The 17,388-nt window shown below is 67.3% G+C and carries 11 protein-coding genes; 10 read left to right on the plus strand and 1 reads right to left on the minus strand.

Going from position 1 to position 17,388, the window contains the following annotated elements; translation table 11 throughout:
* Nucleotides 1-165: 165 nt before the first annotated feature.
* Nucleotides 166-804, minus strand: a complete 639-nt coding sequence (locus tag EYS21_RS06330) for a TetR/AcrR family transcriptional regulator (RefSeq protein ID WP_131132334.1) — start codon at nucleotides 802-804, stop codon at nucleotides 166-168.
* A gap of 186 nt (nucleotides 805-990) precedes the next feature.
* Here EYS21_RS06330 and EYS21_RS06335 point away from each other — a divergent pair, with 186 nt between their 5' ends.
* The 10 genes from EYS21_RS06335 to EYS21_RS06380 all read left to right on the plus strand — a co-directional run bounded on the left by EYS21_RS06335 (nucleotide 991) and on the right by EYS21_RS06380 (nucleotide 17,380).
* Nucleotides 991-2,511: an ABC transporter substrate-binding protein gene (locus EYS21_RS06335; RefSeq protein ID WP_131132335.1), complete on the plus strand. Its 1,521-nt coding sequence runs from the start codon at nucleotides 991-993 to the stop codon at nucleotides 2,509-2,511.
* 76 nt (nucleotides 2,512-2,587) lie between these two features.
* Nucleotides 2,588-3,529, plus strand: a complete 942-nt coding sequence (locus tag EYS21_RS06340; protein WP_131132336.1) for an ABC transporter permease — start codon at nucleotides 2,588-2,590, stop codon at nucleotides 3,527-3,529.
* Nucleotides 3,526-5,388, plus strand: coding sequence for an ATP-binding cassette domain-containing protein (locus EYS21_RS06345; protein WP_131132337.1), 1,863 nt, complete (start codon nucleotides 3,526-3,528; stop codon nucleotides 5,386-5,388). Before EYS21_RS06340 ends, EYS21_RS06345 begins: the two co-directional genes overlap by 4 nt.
* A complete protein-coding gene (locus tag EYS21_RS06350; RefSeq protein WP_131132338.1) occupies nucleotides 5,385-6,245 on the plus strand; it encodes an ATP-binding cassette domain-containing protein in 861 nt (286 codons plus the stop codon). Before EYS21_RS06345 ends, EYS21_RS06350 begins: the two co-directional genes overlap by 4 nt.
* A 56-nt stretch (nucleotides 6,246-6,301) precedes the next feature.
* Nucleotides 6,302-8,815, plus strand: a complete 2,514-nt coding sequence (locus EYS21_RS06355) for a glycoside hydrolase family 3 C-terminal domain-containing protein (RefSeq protein ID WP_131132339.1) — start codon at nucleotides 6,302-6,304, stop codon at nucleotides 8,813-8,815.
* On the plus strand, nucleotides 8,812-10,311 hold the full coding sequence (locus EYS21_RS06360; protein WP_131132340.1) for a glycoside hydrolase family 43 protein: 1,500 nt from the start codon (nucleotides 8,812-8,814) through the stop codon (nucleotides 10,309-10,311). Before EYS21_RS06355 ends, EYS21_RS06360 begins: the two co-directional genes overlap by 4 nt.
* Before the next feature lie 49 nt (nucleotides 10,312-10,360).
* On the plus strand, nucleotides 10,361-13,255 hold the full coding sequence (locus EYS21_RS06365) for an alpha-L-rhamnosidase (protein WP_242633308.1): 2,895 nt from the start codon (nucleotides 10,361-10,363) through the stop codon (nucleotides 13,253-13,255).
* 32 nt (nucleotides 13,256-13,287) lie between these two features.
* The gene (locus EYS21_RS06370; RefSeq protein ID WP_242633309.1) at nucleotides 13,288-15,060 is read left to right on the plus strand and encodes a DUF5605 domain-containing protein; all 1,773 of its coding nucleotides are present in this window, start codon (nucleotides 13,288-13,290) and stop codon (nucleotides 15,058-15,060) included.
* 149 nt (nucleotides 15,061-15,209) lie between these two features.
* The gene (locus EYS21_RS06375) at nucleotides 15,210-15,776 is read left to right on the plus strand and encodes a type 1 glutamine amidotransferase domain-containing protein (protein WP_131132341.1); all 567 of its coding nucleotides are present in this window, start codon (nucleotides 15,210-15,212) and stop codon (nucleotides 15,774-15,776) included.
* A gap of 128 nt (nucleotides 15,777-15,904) precedes the next feature.
* Nucleotides 15,905-17,380, plus strand: coding sequence for a DHA2 family efflux MFS transporter permease subunit (locus EYS21_RS06380; RefSeq protein WP_131132342.1), 1,476 nt, complete (start codon nucleotides 15,905-15,907; stop codon nucleotides 17,378-17,380).
* The last annotated feature ends 8 nt before the right edge of the window (nucleotides 17,381-17,388 follow it).

Raw genomic sequence — 17,388 nt, forward strand, 5'->3', positions numbered from 1 at the left:
TGCCCTATGTGGATAACCTCCAGCCACTCCCCAAAGCCACTTCCTGGAGGGCTTTCGGCTGCCAAGCGGGAGGGCCCCAAGTGTACGTTCACGCTGTCTTTGTTGGGATGGGGCCGTAAGTGTACGTTCGCGCCGGGGTGTTGCGGGCAGGTGGAGGGGGAACCCCTAGAACTTTTCCGTGGTGATGGCCTCAAGGAACGCGACGACTTCGGCGGGCATGTCCACTGAGTCGTTGTCCAGCAGCCACTGCACCTGCAGGCCATCCATGAGGGCGGCGAGCTGGCGTGCGGCGGCGGCGGGCACGATGCCGGGACGCAACTGGCTCCGCCCGTCCAGCTCGTCAAACGCGTCGGTCATGATGCCACGGACCCAGTTGTAGCGCCGTTGGAAGTACTCGTGGGCCGGATGGTCGGGATCGGTGGCTTCAGCCGACAGGACGCAGTACAGGGCCACCAGTCCGGGGATGGTGGTGTTGTAGCGCGTGAGCTCCACCAGGCCGTGGAGCAACCCAATCCCCTGGGCAGTCAGTGCGCCCGTCCGCGCAACGGATTCCTCGTCCCTCAGGGTCAGGACAGCCTCCAGCAGGGCTTCCTTGTTGGGGAAGTGGTGCAGCAGTCCGGCCTGTGTCAGGCCCACCTTGTCGGCCACATCCTTCAGCGAACCTGCGCGGTAGCCCGACGTCGAAAACACCTCGAACGCCGCCGTCAGGATCTCCTGGCGGCGGGCCTCGGTCTTGGCGTAGCTGCCCCGCGGCCGGCCCCGGCGGGGTGCCTCGGCGACCGCCGTGGCAGGCGTGTCAGTCATCGCATAACCCTAACAAGGTAGCTTTCGCGTGCGGAAAGCCAATTGGTCAACCGCTGTGGGTGGCGTCACATTTCGGGATGATTCAAAAATCCGAAATGAAAACCTAGTACCCACTAGGTTTTCATGTTACGGTCTTTCCCAATGGCAGTCCATGGTGGACGCCACTGATCGTGAAAGGGACCAAAGATGTTCCGATCCAAGCGAATGGCCGCCGTTGTTGCCGCCGTTGCCCTGAGCCTCGCCGGCTGCTCCGCCGGTGGAGATGCCACCGCAGAACAGTCCGCACAAACCCTCACCCTCGGCGCCATCCAGTCGCCCAAGACGTTCGATGCCAGCCAGTCCGAATTCGCCAACCTCTCGCCGTTCTACCAGGCCGTCTACGACACCCTGCTCCGCATGCAGCCGGACGGGACGCTGGTGCCCATGCTGGCGACCGAATGGAACTACAACGCGGACAAGACCGTCCTGACCCTGAAGCTCCGCGATGACGTGAAGTTCACTGACGGGACCGCATTCAACGCCGACGCCGCCAAACAGAACCTCGAACGCTTCAAAGCCGGGACCTCCCCGGACGCCCAGTTCCTTGCGGCGCTGAAGACGGCCACGGCCGTAGATGCCACCACCCTGGAACTGACCCTCTCCGCCCCGGATCCTGCCTTCCTGAACTACCTGTCCAAGGACGCGTCGTTCATGCAGAGCCCAAAGTCGTTCGCAAACACGGACATCGCCACCAACCCGGTCGGCTCCGGCCCGTACGTGCTGGACACCGCAGCCACTGTCACCGGAACGTCCTACACGTACAAGCGAAACCCGGACTACTGGGACAAGGACCTCGTCCACTACGACAACCTGGTCCTGAACGTCTACCTCGACCAGACGTCCCTGCTGAACGCCATCAAGTCCGGCACCCTGAACGGCGCCAACACCATTGACAACAACACGCTTACGGAGATCGAGGCTGCCGGCTACAAGGTCAATCCCCTGGCCCTGAACTGGTCCGGCCTGATCCTCTTCGACCGTGCCGGCACCACCAACCCCGCCCTCAAGGACGTCCGCGTCCGGCAGGCGCTCAACTACGCCTTCGACACGAAGGCGCTGCTGGCCTCCATCGGCCAGGGCCACGGCGAGCTGACCGCCCAGGTGTTCCCGCCGTCGTCGGACGCCTATGACAAGTCGCTGGACTCCCGGTACGCCTACGACCCAGCCAAAGCCAAGGCACTGCTGGCCGAGGCCGGCTACGCCAGTGGCCTGACGCTGAAACTGCCGTCCTCCACCCTCCTGGGCAACACCATTCCGGCGCTGATCACCCAGCAGCTCAAGGATGTGGGCATCACCGCAGAATTCACCGACACCGGCAACAACTTCATCGCCGACCTCCTGGCACCGAAGTACGGCGTCAGCTACATGATCCTGGAGCAGCAGTCCGACTGGCAGCTGATCAACATGAAGCTCACCCCGGGCGCCCCGTGGAACCCGTACAACTACGAGGATCCCAAGGTGGATGAACTGGTCAACAAGGTTCACGTCGGCTCTGCGGACGAGCAGAAGTCCGCGGCCAAGGAACTGAACAAGTACATCGTGGAGCAGGCCTGGTTCGCGCCGTGGTTCCGCCCGCAGTCCAGCTTCGTCACTGACGCCAAGACCAACGTCGAGGTCCAGACGGGTAACGCCTACCCGTTCATCTGGTCCTTTACCCCCGCCTCCTAGCGGACAGCTGCCGGATCGGGCCGCATCGCAGCGGTCCGGTCCGGCAGCTTCAGGAACCTTCCTTAAGGATTTTCGAATGTACCGATTCGTGCTGCGGCGCCTGTTTTCCGGTGTCCTGTTGCTGTTCGTCATCACCACGGTCGCCTACCTGCTGCTGTACGCAGGCGGTGGCGACATCGCCCGCCGCATCGTGGGCCCCACCGCCAGCGACGCCCAGGTTGCGCTGAAAGCCAGCCAGCTGGGCCTGGACCGTCCGCTCCTGGTCCAGTACTGGGACTGGCTCACCAGCGCCCTGACCGGCGACCTCGGCCGGTCATGGTTCAACGGCCAGCTCGTCAGCGCCAGCGTCAGCAGCCGGGTCTCCGTCACCATCTCCCTGGTCCTTGGGGCCACCATCATCGCGGCCGTCGTCTCGATCGTTGTGGCCGTCTGGGCGGCGGTCCGCCGCGGCTGGGTTGACCGTGTGGTCCAGTTTGTGGGCGTCCTCGGCTTCGCCATCCCGGGCTTCCTGATCGCCCTCGGACTCGTGTCCCTCTTCGCCCTGAACCTCAAGTGGTTCAAGGCCACCGGTTATGTCCCTATTACGACGTCGTTCGGCGGCTGGGCGGCGACGGTCACCTTGCCGATCATCGCCCTTTCCATCGGCTGCATTGCCGCCGTGGTCCAGCAAGTCCGCGGCTCACTGATCGATGCTCTCCGCCAGGATTACGTCCGGACGCTGCGCGCCCGAGGCTTGTCCTTCAACCGCGTTGTCTACAAGCACGTCCTGCGCAACGCCGGCGGCCCTGCCCTTGCCGTGCTCGCCGTGCAGTTCATCGGGCTGCTGGGCGGCGCCGTCATTGTTGAACAGATCTTCGCACTGCCCGGGCTCGGGCAGATCACGGTTACTGCCACCGGCCAGGCCGACATCCCGGTCGTGATGGGAGTCGTCGTTGCGACGGCCGCCATCGTGGTGACCGTCAACCTCATCATCGACCTCGCCCAGGGCTGGCTCAATCCGAAAGTTCGGCTGTCATGATCGAAACTCCCCTCGCACTGCCCACGACGGCAGCCAAGGTTTCCCTTTTCCGCAGGCTCCTGACCCACCCCACGGGCGCGGCTTCTCTGTTGCTCCTGGTCCTGGTGGCCCTGGCCTCGGTCCTGGCGCCGCTGCTGGCAACCCACGATCCGGGCACCGCCAGCCTGCAGGATGTGCTGGCCAAGGCCGGGTCCCAGCACCTGCTCGGTGCTGACAGCGCCGGCCGCGACGTCTTCAGCCGGCTGCTGTTCGCCGGCCAGTTCAGCCTCGCCGGCGCCCTCCTGGCCCTCGCCGTGGCGATGGTCCTCGGCGTCACCGCCGGCCTGATCGCCGGGTACTACGGCGGCTGGTTCGACTCGGTCTCCTCCTGGGTCACGGGCCTGATGATGGCCCTTCCCGGCATGGTGGTGCTGCTGGCAGCCCGTGCCGTGGTGGGCCCGTCCATGTGGCTGTCCATGATGATCTTCGGCGTCCTGCTCTCGCCCGCCTTCTTCCGGTTGGTCTACGCCTCCGTCACCGCCGTCCGCAACGAGCTCTACGTGGATGCGGCACGGGTTTCCGGGCTCAGCGATTTCCGGATCATCGGCCGGCACATCCTTACCGTGGTCCGGGCACCCGTCATCATCCAGTCCGCCATGGTCCTGGGCATCGCCATCGCCATCCAGGCCGGCCTGGAGTTCCTGGGCCTGGGCGACCTGAACATCCCCACCTGGGGCAGCATGCTCAACGACGGCTTCATCAACATCTTCAAATCCCCCACCCTGGTCCTGTGGCCGTCTCTGATGATCGGCCTGGTCTGCATCGCCCTGACGCTGCTGGCCAACGCCATGCGCGACGAACTGGAACGCAGCCGCGGACCGGTGAAGAAAAGCCGCAAAGCCGCGGCAGCGGCCGCAGCAGCCGACGCCGAAGGTGCCGCAGAGAAGCGCGGTGCCGCCGCCGTCGTACACGCCGACGAACCGAATGAAAACGCCGGCGAGCTGCTGCTGGAAGTCACAGACCTGGGTGTCGGCTACGACCAGCCCGACGGTTCCACCACCCACGTGGTCAACCACGTGGGCCTCACAGTACGCCGCGGCGAAGTGCACGGCCTGGTGGGCGAGTCCGGGTCCGGGAAGACGCAGACCGCGTTCTCCATCCTCCGGCTCCTGCCGCAGGGCGGACGCATCACCGGCGGGTCCATCTTCTTCGAGGGCAAGGACCTGGCACACCTCTCAGAAAAGGAGATGACCAAGGTCCGCGGGAAGCGCATCGCGTACATCCCGCAGGAACCCATGTCCAACCTGGACGGCGCGTTCACCATCGGCAGCCAGCTGACCGAACCCATGCGCGTCTGCCTGGGGATTTCCAAGGCAGACGCCCGCAGACGCGCGCTGGCTTTGCTGGCGAAGGTGGGCATCCCCAACCCGGAACGCACCTTCAACGCCTACCCGCACCAGATTTCCGGCGGCATGGCCCAGCGCGTCCTGATCGCCGGCGCCGTGTCCTGCGAACCGGATTTGCTGATCGCCGACGAACCCACCACCGCCCTGGACGTCACCGTCCAGGCCGAAGTCCTGAACCTGCTCCGCGAGCTCCAGGACGAACTGAACATGGGCGTCATCCTGGTGACCCACAACTTCGGCGTGGTGGCCGACCTGTGTGACCGGGTCTCCGTGATGCAGACCGGCCGGGTGGTGGAAACCGGACCCGTTCGGGCCATTTTCAACGATGCCCGGCACCCGTACACCCGCCAGCTGCTCGACGCGATCCTCGAGGACACGGCACCCCGCGGAAAGTACACCGCCGGGAAGGCCACCGCGGCGCCAGCCGACGGCCAGTCCGCCGGTCCCATGGAATTGAAAGGAGTGACGTCATGACCGAGACCCTGCTCGACATCAAGGACGTCGTGGTCGAATACCCGCTCAAGGGCTTCCGTAAGGAACCGTTCAAGGCGCTCAAGGGCGTTTCCCTGGACATCCGGCCCGGCGAGACAGTGGGCCTGGTGGGGGAGTCCGGTTCGGGCAAGACCACCCTGGGCCGCGCCGTGCTGGGCCTGGCGCCGGTCACCGGCGGCAGCATCAAGTACCGCGGGCAGGAGATCTCCCAGGCCAGCCGGGCCCAGCGCAAGGAACTCAGCCATGAGATCCAGGTGGTTTTCCAGGACCCCTACACGTCACTGAACCCGTCCATGACCATTGAGCAGATCCTCACCGAGCCGCTCACGGTCCGCAAGGTGGACCGCCAGGCCGCCAACAAGCGCGTGGCCGAACTCCTGGACCAAGTCAGGCTGCCGCACGGTGCCGCGCACCGGCTGCCACGTGAATTCTCCGGCGGCCAGCGCCAGCGCGTGGCGATCGCCCGGGCACTTGCCCTGGACCCGAAGCTGATTGTCTGCGACGAGCCTGTCTCCGCCCTGGACCTCTCCACCCAGGCCCGGGTCATGGAACTGTTCATCGAGATCCAGGAACGCACCGGCGTCGCCTACCTCTTTGTCTCCCACGACCTCGCCGTTGTGCGGCACCTCAGCCACCGCGTGGCCGTGATGTACCACGGCGAGATCGTGGAATGGGGCGACGGCGAGCAGGTCACCGGGGCACCCGAACACCCCTACACGCAGCGGCTTTTTATGGCCGCCCCCATCCCCGATCCGGACCGGCAGGCCAAACACCGCGCCGACAGGCTCCGGCTCCTGGAACTCCAGCAGGAGCAGGACGTCCAGGCCGGCGTCGCCTGACCTTCAGCAGCATAAGCACCGATACGTCCTCCGCAGGAACAGCCAAGAAAGCCACCATGGATACCCTCACCACTCACCCGAACGCCGACGAAACCACTGACCAGACCACTGACGCCCGGCTGAAGTCCCTCCTGGCTGACCTGACGCTCGACGAGAAGGTCCAGCTGCTGACCGGCCGCGATTTCTGGACCACCTGGCCCCTCGAGAAGATCGGCCTGCGCCGGATGCTCTTCTCCGACGGGCCCACCGGGGTCCGCGGTGAAGTCTGGGACGAGCGCGAGCCGTCCATGAACTTCCCCTCCGCAGCGGCGATCAGCTCCTCCTGGGATCCGGGGATCGCTGACCGGCTCGGTGCCGCCTCAGCCGTCGAGGCGCGCCGCAAGGGCGTCGATGTTGTCCTTGGCCCCACCATCAACCTGCACCGCTCACCGCTGGGCGGCCGGCACTTCGAGGCCTTCAGCGAAGACCCCGTCCTCACCGCCGAACTCGCCGCGGCCTATGTGTCCGGGGTGCAGCGCAACGGAGTTGGCGCCACCCCGAAGCACTACATCGCCAACGATTCCGAAACCGACCGCTTCACCGTGGACGTCAAGGTCGCCGACCGGCCGCTGCGCGAGCTCTACCTGCTCGCGTTCGAAAAGGCCATCGTCGAGTCGAAGGCGTGGCTGGTGATGAGCGCCTACAACTCCATCAACGGGGCCACCGCCACCGAAAACGACCTGCTCGAAACCCCGCTGAACAGCGAATGGGGCTTCGACGGAGTGGTGATCAGCGACTGGACGGCCGTGCGCAGCATTAACAGCGCGAACGCCTCCCAGGACCTCGTCATGCCGGGCCCGGACGGCCCGTGGGGCGAGGCCCTGGTGGTGGCCGTGAAGTCCGGCCAGGTCGCCGAGGCCGCGATCGACCGCAAGGTGTTCCGGATCCTTCAGCTCGCCGCCCGCGTCGGCGCCCTCGAAGGCTTCGAGCCCGTGGCCGCCGAACCCGTGGACCGTGAGGACCCCATCGCGTTCGCCCGTGAGGCCTCCGCCGCGGGCACGGTCATGGTGAAGAACGACGGCGTGCTGCCGCTGGACCCTGCCGCCGTCACCAAGGTCGCGGTGATCGGCCACAACGCCCGCTACGCCCGCACCCAGGGCGGCGGCTCCGCCACCGTGGTCCCGGAAAAGATCGTCACCCCGCTGGACGGGATCCGCGAGGTCTTCGGCAAGGAAAACGTCACCTACAGTGTGGGAGCCGTGGTCCAGGAAGGCATCGCCGAGCTGCCGCTTGAACAAATCACCAACCCCGCCACCGGGACCCCCGGCGTCCGGGTCCGGTTCCTGGACTCCAACGGCGAAGAACTCTACGCCGAGGACCGCCGCTCCACCGCCCTGGTCTGGTTCGGCGGCGATGCCCCCATCGCCGCGTCCTCCACCGTCCAGTTCCACACCATCTACACCCCGGATGAAACCGGACAGGTCCGGCTCGGCTTCGCTACCGTGGGCCACGGACGGATCTTTGTCGACGGCATCCTCGCCCACGAGGCCACCATCGAAGCCACCGGCACCGACCTCGGCGCCGCGTTCCTGGCCCCGCCGTCCGCGTCCGTTGAAGTCCAGGCAACCGCGGGGGTGCCGCTGGAGGTCCGGATCGAACTGGACACCGCCGACCGCGCCGGTGCCCTGTCCAACGCCCTGGCCATCACCATCGGCGTGGAAGCGGACGATACTGACCCGGACGCCCTGATCCACGACGCCGTGGAGGCCGCCCGCGCGGCCGAGATCGCCGTCGTTGTGGTGGGCACCAACTCCCGCGTCGAATCCGAAGGCTACGACCGGACCTCCCTGGAACTGCCCGGCCTGCAGGACCGCCTGGTCCACGCCGTCGCGGCCGCCAACCCCCGTACTATCGTCATCGTGAACTCCGGCTCACCCGTCCTGCTGCCCTGGCGCGACGAGGTGGCCGCGACCCTGATCGGCTACTTCGGCGGCCAGGAATTCGGCCACGCCCTCACCGACATCCTCACCGGTGCCACCGAACCAGGCGGCCGGCTGCCCACCACCTGGCCGGCCAGCCAGGAGGATGTGCCCGTCATCAACGTCACGCCCGCACCGGACGGGACACTGACCTACGACGAAGGCATCCACATCGGCTACCGCGCCTGGCTCAAAGCCGGCACCACCCCCGCCTACGAATTCGGCTACGGCCTCGGCTACACCGACTGGACCCTGAACACCGCCGACGCCCCCGCAGAAGCCGCACCGGGCGCCGTCGTACCCGTTACCGTGACCCTGACCAACACCGGCACCCGCGCCGGGAAAAACGTGGTCCAGGTCTACGCCGAAAAGCCCGGCTCCGCCGTCGACCGCCCCGTCCGCTGGCTCGTCGCCTCCGCCCCCGTCCGGGCAGAACCCGGCGAAACCGTGACGGCCGTCCTGGAGGTCCCCACCCGCCTCCTGGCCTACTGGGACAACGGCTGGACCTACGAACCCGGCAACTACACCCTCCGCACCGGCACGTCCGTCACCGACCTGCCGCTCGAAACCACACTGACGCTGTCCGCAGCAGACCAGGAAGGCGCCGCATGAACCTGCCCAACCCCCTGATCCCCGGCTTCAACCCGGACCCCAGCATCGTCAAGGTGGGCGGGGACTACTACCTGGCCACCTCCACGTTCGAATACCTGCCCGGCATCCCCGTCTACCACAGCACCGACCTGGTCAACTGGACCCGGATCGGCCACGTGGTGGACCGCGAAGGCCAGCTGGATTCCCGCGACGTCCCCACCCTCGGCGGCGCCTGGGCGCCCACTATCCGGTTCCACGACGGCCTGTTCTACGTGGCCGTCACCGACGCCATGGCCCGCGGCACGCTGGTGTTCACGGCCAAGGACCCCGCCGGCCCGTGGAGCGACGGACTCGCCATCGAAGGCGCCATCGGCATCGACCAGGACCTCGCCTGGGACGACGACGGCACCGCTTACATGACCTACTCCGGGCTGGACACCGTCACCGGAAACATCAATGAACACGGCGGCATCCTCCAGGTCCGCGTTGACCTCGAGGCAGGCAAGGCCCTGGAGGAACCCCGCAGCGTCTGGTCCGGCACCGGCCTGATGTTCCCCGAGGCGCCGCACCTCTACAAGCGCGGCGACTACTGGTACCTTATGATCGCCGAGGGCGGCACCGAGCGCGGCCACAGCGTCAGCATCGCCCGCGGAACCTCCCCGGCCGGACCGTTCGAGAGCAACCCGGCCAACCCCATCCTGAGCGCCCGCAGCACCGACCGGCCCATCCAGAACACCGGCCACGGCGACCTGGTGGAAACCCCCGACGGCGGCTGGGCCATGGTGCTCCTGGGCATGCGCCCCAAGGGCATGACCCGCGCCTTCTCCGCACTGGGCCGGGAAACGTTCATCACCCCGGTCACGTGGGAGGACGGCTGGCCCGTCGCGGAACCGGTCATCCTGAATCCCCGCGAGGGCGGCACCGCATTCCAGGATGACTTCGCAGATGCAGAGCTCGACGGCGGCTGGATCGCCGTCCGGCGCTTCCCCGGCGCGTTTGCCTCCACCGAAAAAGTCCCGGGCCGCCTCACACTCACCAGTGACGGCACCGGCCTCGACGACGCCCGGCCCGCGTTCCTGGGCCGCCGCCAGCAGTCCCAGGTGGAGACGATCGCCGCCCTCGTGGACGCCGGGGAGAACGGTTCCGGCGGCCTGGCCGTCCGCTACGACGAGGCCCACCACTACTCCATCGAAACGAACGGAACCACCATCACAGCCCGGGCCCGGATCTCCTCGATCGAACAGACCTGGACGCACCCGGCCCCCCGTGGGCCGGTGGAACTGCGGATCGAAACCCGGGAGCCGAACCCGGACAACGCCATCGGCAGCCTGAGCTCGGACACCATCGCGCTGCAGGCAGTCATCAACGGCGAACCGGTCACCCTGGCCGAGCTCGACGGCCGGTACCTCTCGGCCGAGACCGCCGCGTCGTTCACCGGACGGGTCTCCGGCGTCTTTGCCGGCAGTGGCACGGTTTCGTTCGACTGGTTCAGCAGCGAAGGCCGCGAACCCCGCTAGGTACGCAACCAGCCCGATCCCCTTGACTACTCCGCCTGAAAGGCCTTCCGTGACAAACACGACCCTGACACCGCAGTCAGCCACCCGCCAGCAGGCCGCCGTCAGCCGGTTGACCGCGGAGTACCGCACGGACACCCCGTTCGTGGCCGAGCCACGGCCCCGACTCAGCTGGATTACGGCCACCGGGAGCACGGACTGGCAGCAGACGGGGGCCGAACTCCGGCTCAGCCGCGGCGGAATGACGGAATCGGCGGTGCTCGGAGGCGCGGAGTCCGTGCTCGTGGAGTGGCCCTTCGGGCCTATCGCGGCCGGCGAGCAAGTGGAGGTCGAGGTCAGGGTCTCCGGGAACGACGGCGGCACGACGGACTGGAGTGCGCCCCTGGCCTTGGCGGGCGGTTTTGTGGACGGGCCGTGGCAGGCGGAAGCAATCGGCCTGCCGTCCCCGGTCGGGGAAGAACCCGCGTTGGGGCAGCCCGGCCAGCTGCGGTACGAGTTCACGGTGGGGGAGGGGCTGGCCAGGGCCACCCTGTTCGCCACCGCACACGGCGTATACCAGGCCGAAATCAACGGCACGGAGGTGGACGACCAGATCCTCAAGCCGGGCTGGACCGCCTACGCGGACCGGCTCAACCACGAAACCACCGACGTCACGGCCCTGCTGGCTCCGGGCGCCAACGCCATCGGCGTCTGGCTGGCCGGTGGCTGGTTCACGGAAAAGTACGGCTTCCACGGCTTCGCCAAACCGTTCTACGGCGAGCAGCCAGCGGTCAAGGTGGAGCTGCGCCTCGAATACACGGACGGGACGCGGGAAACCGTGGCCAGCGGCCCGGCCTGGCGGGCTTTCACTGGCGGCCCGCTGGTGTCCAGCGGCATCTACGCCGGCGAGGCCTTCGACGCCCGGCGCACGGAAGCGGACTGGTCAAAACCCGGGTTCGACGACGCCCACTGGCTCCCCGCGCCGGTTACCAACGGGGACTGGGCTGAGGCCACCCCGGCCATCGCCCCGCCGGTGCGCCGCATCGAGGAACTGCCCGTCAGGGACGTCCTGACCACACCCTCCGGCGCCACGGTGCTGGACTTCGGCCAGAACCTGGTGGGCCGCCTCCGGATCCGGGTCACCGGCGAGGCGGGCCACACCATCACGCTCCGGCACGCTGAAGTCCTTGAGGACGGCGAACTGTCCCTCCGTCCGCTCCGCCAGGCGGCCGCCACCGACACCTACACCCTCGCCGGCAGCGGCATCGGGGAAGCAGGCGAGGAGGAATGGGAACCGCGGTTTACGTTCCACGGTTTCCGGTATGCCCAGGTGGACAACTGGCCCGGCGAGCTGGACCCGGCGGCGATCACCGCCGTCGTGATCCACAACGACATGCGCCGCACCGGCTGGTTCGAGTGCTCCGACCCGCTGCTGAACCGGCTGCACGAAAACGCCCTCTGGGGGATGCGCGGCAACTTCCTGGCCCTGCCCACAGACTGCCCGCAGCGTGATGAGCGGCTGGGCTGGACCGGCGACATCCAGGTCTTCAGCCCCACCGCCAGCTACCTGTACGACTCGCTGGGCTTCCTGGATTCATGGCTCAGGGACCTTGCCCTCGAACAGGGCCACCGCAACGGCGTGGTCCCCATCATCGTGCCCTCCGTGCTGGGCATGCTCGAATCGCCGGTGGCCGCCTGGGGTGACGCCGCCACGGTGGTCCCGTGGGTGCTGTTTGAGCGCTTCGGTGACGCGGGCCTGCTCCGCCGGCAGTATCCCAGCATGCGCGATTGGGCCGATGCCCTGCTCAAAGTCAGGGACAGGTCCGGGCTGTGGCAGGGCCAGATGCAGCTCGGCGACTGGCTCGACCCCGCCGCGCCGCCGGACAAGCCGGGTGCTGCCCGCACCCACGGCGACATTGTGGCCAGCGCCTACCTGTTCCGGTCCCTGGACCTCGTGGCCCAGGCGGCCGCCGTACTGGGGAACGACGCCGACAACGGCACCTACGCGGCGCTTGCCGAGGAGACGCGGCAGTCATTCCTGGCTGAGTACGTCACGCCCGCCGGCCGGATGGTCTCGGACGCGCAGACGGCCTACTCGCTGGCACTGATGTTCGGCATCAGCACCGACCCGGCCCAGCGCCAGGCCCTGGGCGACCGGCTCGCCGACCTCGCCCGGCTGGGCGGCTACCGGATCGCCACCGGGTTTGTAGGCACCCCGCTGATCGCCGACGCCCTGACCGTCACCGGCCACCTCTATGCCGCCGAACGGCTGCTCACCCAGACCGAGTGCCCCTCCTGGCTGTACCCGGTCACGCAGGGCGCCACCACGATCTGGGAGCGCTGGGACTCCATCCTGGAGGACGGCAGCGTCAACCCCGGCGAAATGACCTCCTTCAACCACTACGCGCTGGGCGCCATCGCCGACTGGATGCACCGCACCGTCGCCGGCCTGGCCCCGGCGGCGCCCGGGTACCGGAAACTGGCCATCGCACCCCGCCCGCTCAGCAGCCTTACGCAGGCGTCGACGTCGCACGAGACTCCCTACGGCCTGGCCAAGGTCGGGTGGAAGCGCGTGGGTGACCGGATCCTGGTGGACGCAACCGTGCCCCCGGGGACCACCGCCGTGGTCTCGCTCCCGGACGGCTCCGCAGAGTTTGTTGTGGGCTCCGGCCGGCACAGCTGGGACGTTCCCGACGCCGGGCCGGCGGCTGAGCCGGGCGCGGCCTCGCTGGACACCCCGCTCGCGGACATCATGGACGACCCACAGGCCTACGCGGCAGTGTGGCAGACCATCGAGGCCCAGGATCGCGCCGGCGCCGCGGCGTTCCGCAAGGACACCGTCTGGTACCGGCAGACCACGCTGGACCAGAGCCTGCTCTTCACCCAACCCGCCGTCAAGCAGGACATCGCCGCTGCACTGGCCGCCCTCACCGACGAGCGCTCCGCCCGCACCCCTGAAAATTCCTGAAATCCGTAAGTCCCGAAACCAAGAAGGCCCCGATGACCACTTTCACCGCTGAGAGCCCCCTCTACTTTGTGATGCGGCACGCCGAAGGCAACCGCATCCTCAGCGAGCGTGTCCCCACGCTGACCAACAACCCGCTGCTCCACACCCTGTACTTCCACGAGGTGGGCATGATCCTGGGGACTGAGGAAGCCCTGAAGGGGAAGCCCGCAGAAGTTGCCGAGATCCTCCGCCTCATCGGCGGGCTGGAACCGGAGGACACTGTGGCGCAGCGCGCCGCGGCAGCCGCCGTCGACGTTCCCGCTCCCGCCGCCGGCTATGAGCCGGAAACTGTGGAGCGGGGCAGCGGCTCTGTTTCCCTGCCCACGACGGCGGCCGCGCAGGAACGCTTCGAAGTCACCTTCGCCGGGCCCTCGCACGGCAACCCGTTCACCGACGTCGACCTCCGGGCGGTGTTCACCGCTCCTTCCGGCAAGGTACTCAGCGTCCCCGGTTTCTACGACGGCGACGGGACGTACAAAGTCAGGCTGTTGGTCCCGGAACCGGGGGAGTGGACCTTCAGCACGTCCAGCAATGCCCGCTCGCTCGACGGCGTCACCGGCGCCTTCAGCGCAGCGGACGCTGCGGCCGGGGCCAAGGGCGTGGTCCGGGTGGCCAGCACCTTCCACTTCGCGTACGACGACGGCACCCCCTATCTGCCGATCGGCACCACGGCCTACGCCTGGACCCACCAGGGCGATGCCCTGGAAAAGCAGACACTGGACACCCTGGCCGCGGGACCGTTCAACAAGATGAGGATGTGCGTGTTCCCCAAGTCGTACCTGTTCAACGAGAACGAACCGGACCTGTACCCGTTTGAGGGCTCACTGGCCGGCGGCTTCGACTACGGGCGGCCCAACCCGGCGTTCTACCGCCACCTCGAACAGCGGATCAGCCAACTGGACGAACTCGGCATCGAGGCGGACCTCATTCTCTTCCACGCCTACGACCGCTGGGGCTTCTCCACCATGACCCCGGGCCAGGACGACCGCTACCTCAAGTACGTGGTGGCCCGGCTGGCTGCACACCGGAACATCTGGTGGTCCCTTGCCAACGAATACGACCTGCTGTTCCGCAAGACCACCGAGGACTGGGAGCGCTTCGCCGGCATTGTCCAGGCCAACGATCCCAGCGGCCACCTGCTGTCCATCCACAACTGCCAGGACTTCTACGACTACAGCCGGCCGTGGATCACCCACAGCAGCATCCAGCGCCAGGACGTGCACAAGACCGCCGAGTTCACCGGGGAGTGGCGGGACCGCTGGCAGAAGCCGGTGGTCATCGACGAGTGCGCCTACGAAGGCAACATCGACCAGGGCTGGGGCAACATCACCGGCCAGGAAATGACCCGCCGGTTCTGGGAGGGCGCGGTCCGCGGCGGATACGTGGGCCACGGCGAGACCTACATGCACGCCGGGGACATCCTGTGGTGGGCCAAGGGCGGGGAATTCCACGGCACCAGCCCCGAACGCATCGCGTTCCTGCGCCGCATCCTGGACGGGACCCCCGGCGGATTCCTGGACCCGCTGCCCAGCGCCTGGGACGTCCCCACCGCCGGCATCCGGTATGAGTACGAGCTCAGCTACTTCGGCTTCAACCAGCCCACGTACCGGAACTTTGTGATGCCGGCCGGGCGGACATACCAGGTGGACGTCATCGACACCTGGAACATGACCGTGGAGACCATGCCCGGGACAGTGGAGGGGCGGTTCCGTGTGGAGCTTCCCGGGCGGCAGTTCATCGCCGTCAGGATCCGCGCCGTTTCCTGACCCGGGGCAAGAGTTCTCGGAAACCCCAAAGTAGTCAGCTTGCTTATTACTTTGGGTTTTCCTAGGCTGGATGGTGTCAGGCAAACAACTCTCCAGGCGGATACCAGCGCACATCCCTGTGCTGCGGCCGCCTCACCAGAGGAGGAAAAATGTCAGAACACAGCATCGCAGGCAAAAAGGTCGCATTCCTGCTGACGGACGGCGTGGAGCAGGTGGAACTCACCAGCCCCTGGCAGGCGGTCAAGGACGCCGGCGGCGAACCCACCCTGGTAGCCCTCAAGAGCGGCAAGCTGCAGGGCTTCAAAGGCACGGAGACGGGCGACACGTTCGACGTCGACCTGACCGTGGCCGAAGCCAACGCGGAGGACTTTGACGCCCTGGTGCTGCCCGGCGGGGTGGTGAATGCCGACCACCTCCGCGTGGACAAGGACGCCCAGGCCTTCACCAGGGCCTTCTTCGAGCAGCACAAGCCGGTGGCCTCCATCTGCCACGGGCCGTGGCTGCTGATCGACGCCGGTGTGGTCCGCGGGCGGAACGTCACCTCCTACCACACGCTCCAGACGGACCTGAAGAACGCCGGCGCCAACTGGAGCGACGCGGAAGTGGTGGTGGACCAGGGCCTGGTCACCAGCCGAAGCCCGAAGGACCTGCCCGCCTTCAACAGCAAGCTCGTGGAGGAAACCTCCGAAGGCCGGCACGGAGGCCAGACCGCATAACGGGAGGTGTTCCCTCGGGGCCGTGAGAAAAATTCCCGACGGAGGAATTACTCCACCGGGTAGAGTGTTGGAATCTGCAGCGACGATGCTCGCCTGCCACCAAACTCAAACTCCCTGAGGGAACACTTATGTCTACAAAAGTCTCTTCTGACGCCCACGGCGAGCCCGTGCAGGCCGCTGAGGCGCAGCCGTCCGCACCGGTGAAGATGTCCCGCGAATCGGTGACCATCATCGCCACGCTGCTGGTGGCAACATTCGTGGTGATCCTCAACGAGACCATCATGAACGTTGCCCTGCAGCGGCTGATGGTCGACCTCGGCGTGGACGCGCCCACCGTTCAGTGGCTGTCCACCGGCTTTATGCTCACCATGGCCGTGGTCATCCCCACCACTGGATTCATCCTCCAGAGCCTGTCCACGCGTGCGGTATTTATGCTGGCCATGGGCCTGTTCGCGGGCGGCACTGCGCTGGCAGCCGTGGCGCCGGGCTTCGAAGTCCTTCTCCTGGCCCGCATCATCCAGGCCGGCGGAACAGCCATCATGCTCCCGCTGCTGATGACCACCATCCTCACCCTGGTCCCGCTCGCCAAGCGCGGTGCCGTGATGGGCAACGTCAGTATCGCCATTTCCGTGGCGCCGGCCATGGGCCCCACTGTCTCCGGGCTGATCCTGGAGCACTTCACCTGGCGCTTTATGTTTGTGTTCGTCCTCCCGGTGGCGCTCGCGGCCCTGGCGATCGGCGCCAAGTACCTCACCAACATCGGCGAAACGGAAAAGACCAAGCTCGACTACTTCTCCGTGCTCCTGACCGTTCCGGCATTCGGCGGCCTGGTCTACGGCCTCAGCCAGATCGGCGGCGGGCACGGTGGCCAGAGCGGCCCGAGCCCGGTGGCCATCGGCGCGCTGGTGATCGGCGTGGCCAGCCTGGCGGTCTTTGTGCTCCGCCAGCTCCGGCTGCAGAAGGCCGAGGCTCCGCTGCTGGACCTCCGCGCCTTCAACTTCCGTATGTTCACCGTCTCCGTGCTGCTGATGGTGGTGGCCATGATGGCGCTGTTCGGCGGCGTGATCCTGCTGCCGCTCTACCTGCAGGAGATCCGCGGCCTCGGCTCGCTGGAGACCGGCCTGGCCCTGCTTCCGGGCGGCCTGGCGATGGGCCTGCTGGGCCCGTTCATCGGCCGGCTCTTCGACAAGGTCGGCCCGCTGCCGCTCACGGTGACCGGTTCAGTCCTGATGGTGCTGGCCCTGTGGCAGTTCTCCATGCTCGACGCCGGTACCGCGGTCTGGTGGATCGTCAGCCTCCACGTTGTGCTGAGCTTCGGCCTGGCGCTGCTGTTCACGCCTGCGTTCACCACCGGCCTTAACCCGCTGCCGCCGCACCTGTACTCCCATGGTTCAGCGATCATGAGCACCACGCAGCAGGTGGCCGGCGCGGCCGGAACAGCGCTGCTGGTATCCATCTTCGCCGTGGTCTCTGCCTCGTCCGGCATCGTCGCGGGGATGAGTGCCGCCTTCCTGACGGCAACCGTCGTAGCCCTCGCCGCCGTCGTACTCTCAGCGATGATGCGCAAGACGGAAGGCGCCGGCCCCGCCCACGGCGGCCACTGACCCAGTCC

This window comes from Arthrobacter sp. S39 (assembly GCF_004320525.1).
In the GTDB taxonomy this organism is placed as follows: domain Bacteria; phylum Actinomycetota; class Actinomycetes; order Actinomycetales; family Micrococcaceae; genus Arthrobacter.

Excerpts from the sequence above, each read along its gene's own strand:
- EYS21_RS06370 (WP_242633309.1), top strand. The coding sequence starts at position 13,288 with ATGACCACTTTCACCGCTGAGAGCCCCCTCTACTTTGTGATGCGGCAC.
- EYS21_RS06360 (WP_131132340.1), top strand. The coding sequence starts at position 8,812 with ATGAACCTGCCCAACCCCCTGATCCCCGGCTTCAACCCGGACCCCAGC.
- EYS21_RS06375 (WP_131132341.1), top strand. The coding sequence starts at position 15,210 with ATGTCAGAACACAGCATCGCAGGCAAAAAGGTCGCATTCCTGCTGACG.
- EYS21_RS06355 (WP_131132339.1), top strand. The coding sequence starts at position 6,302 with ATGGATACCCTCACCACTCACCCGAACGCCGACGAAACCACTGACCAG.
- EYS21_RS06335 (WP_131132335.1), top strand. The coding sequence starts at position 991 with ATGTTCCGATCCAAGCGAATGGCCGCCGTTGTTGCCGCCGTTGCCCTG.
- EYS21_RS06350 (WP_131132338.1), top strand. The coding sequence starts at position 5,385 with ATGACCGAGACCCTGCTCGACATCAAGGACGTCGTGGTCGAATACCCG.
- EYS21_RS06380 (WP_131132342.1), top strand. The coding sequence starts at position 15,905 with ATGTCTACAAAAGTCTCTTCTGACGCCCACGGCGAGCCCGTGCAGGCC.
- EYS21_RS06330 (WP_131132334.1), bottom strand. The coding sequence starts at position 804 with ATGACTGACACGCCTGCCACGGCGGTCGCCGAGGCACCCCGCCGGGGC.
- EYS21_RS06345 (WP_131132337.1), top strand. The coding sequence starts at position 3,526 with ATGATCGAAACTCCCCTCGCACTGCCCACGACGGCAGCCAAGGTTTCC.
- EYS21_RS06340 (WP_131132336.1), top strand. The coding sequence starts at position 2,588 with ATGTACCGATTCGTGCTGCGGCGCCTGTTTTCCGGTGTCCTGTTGCTG.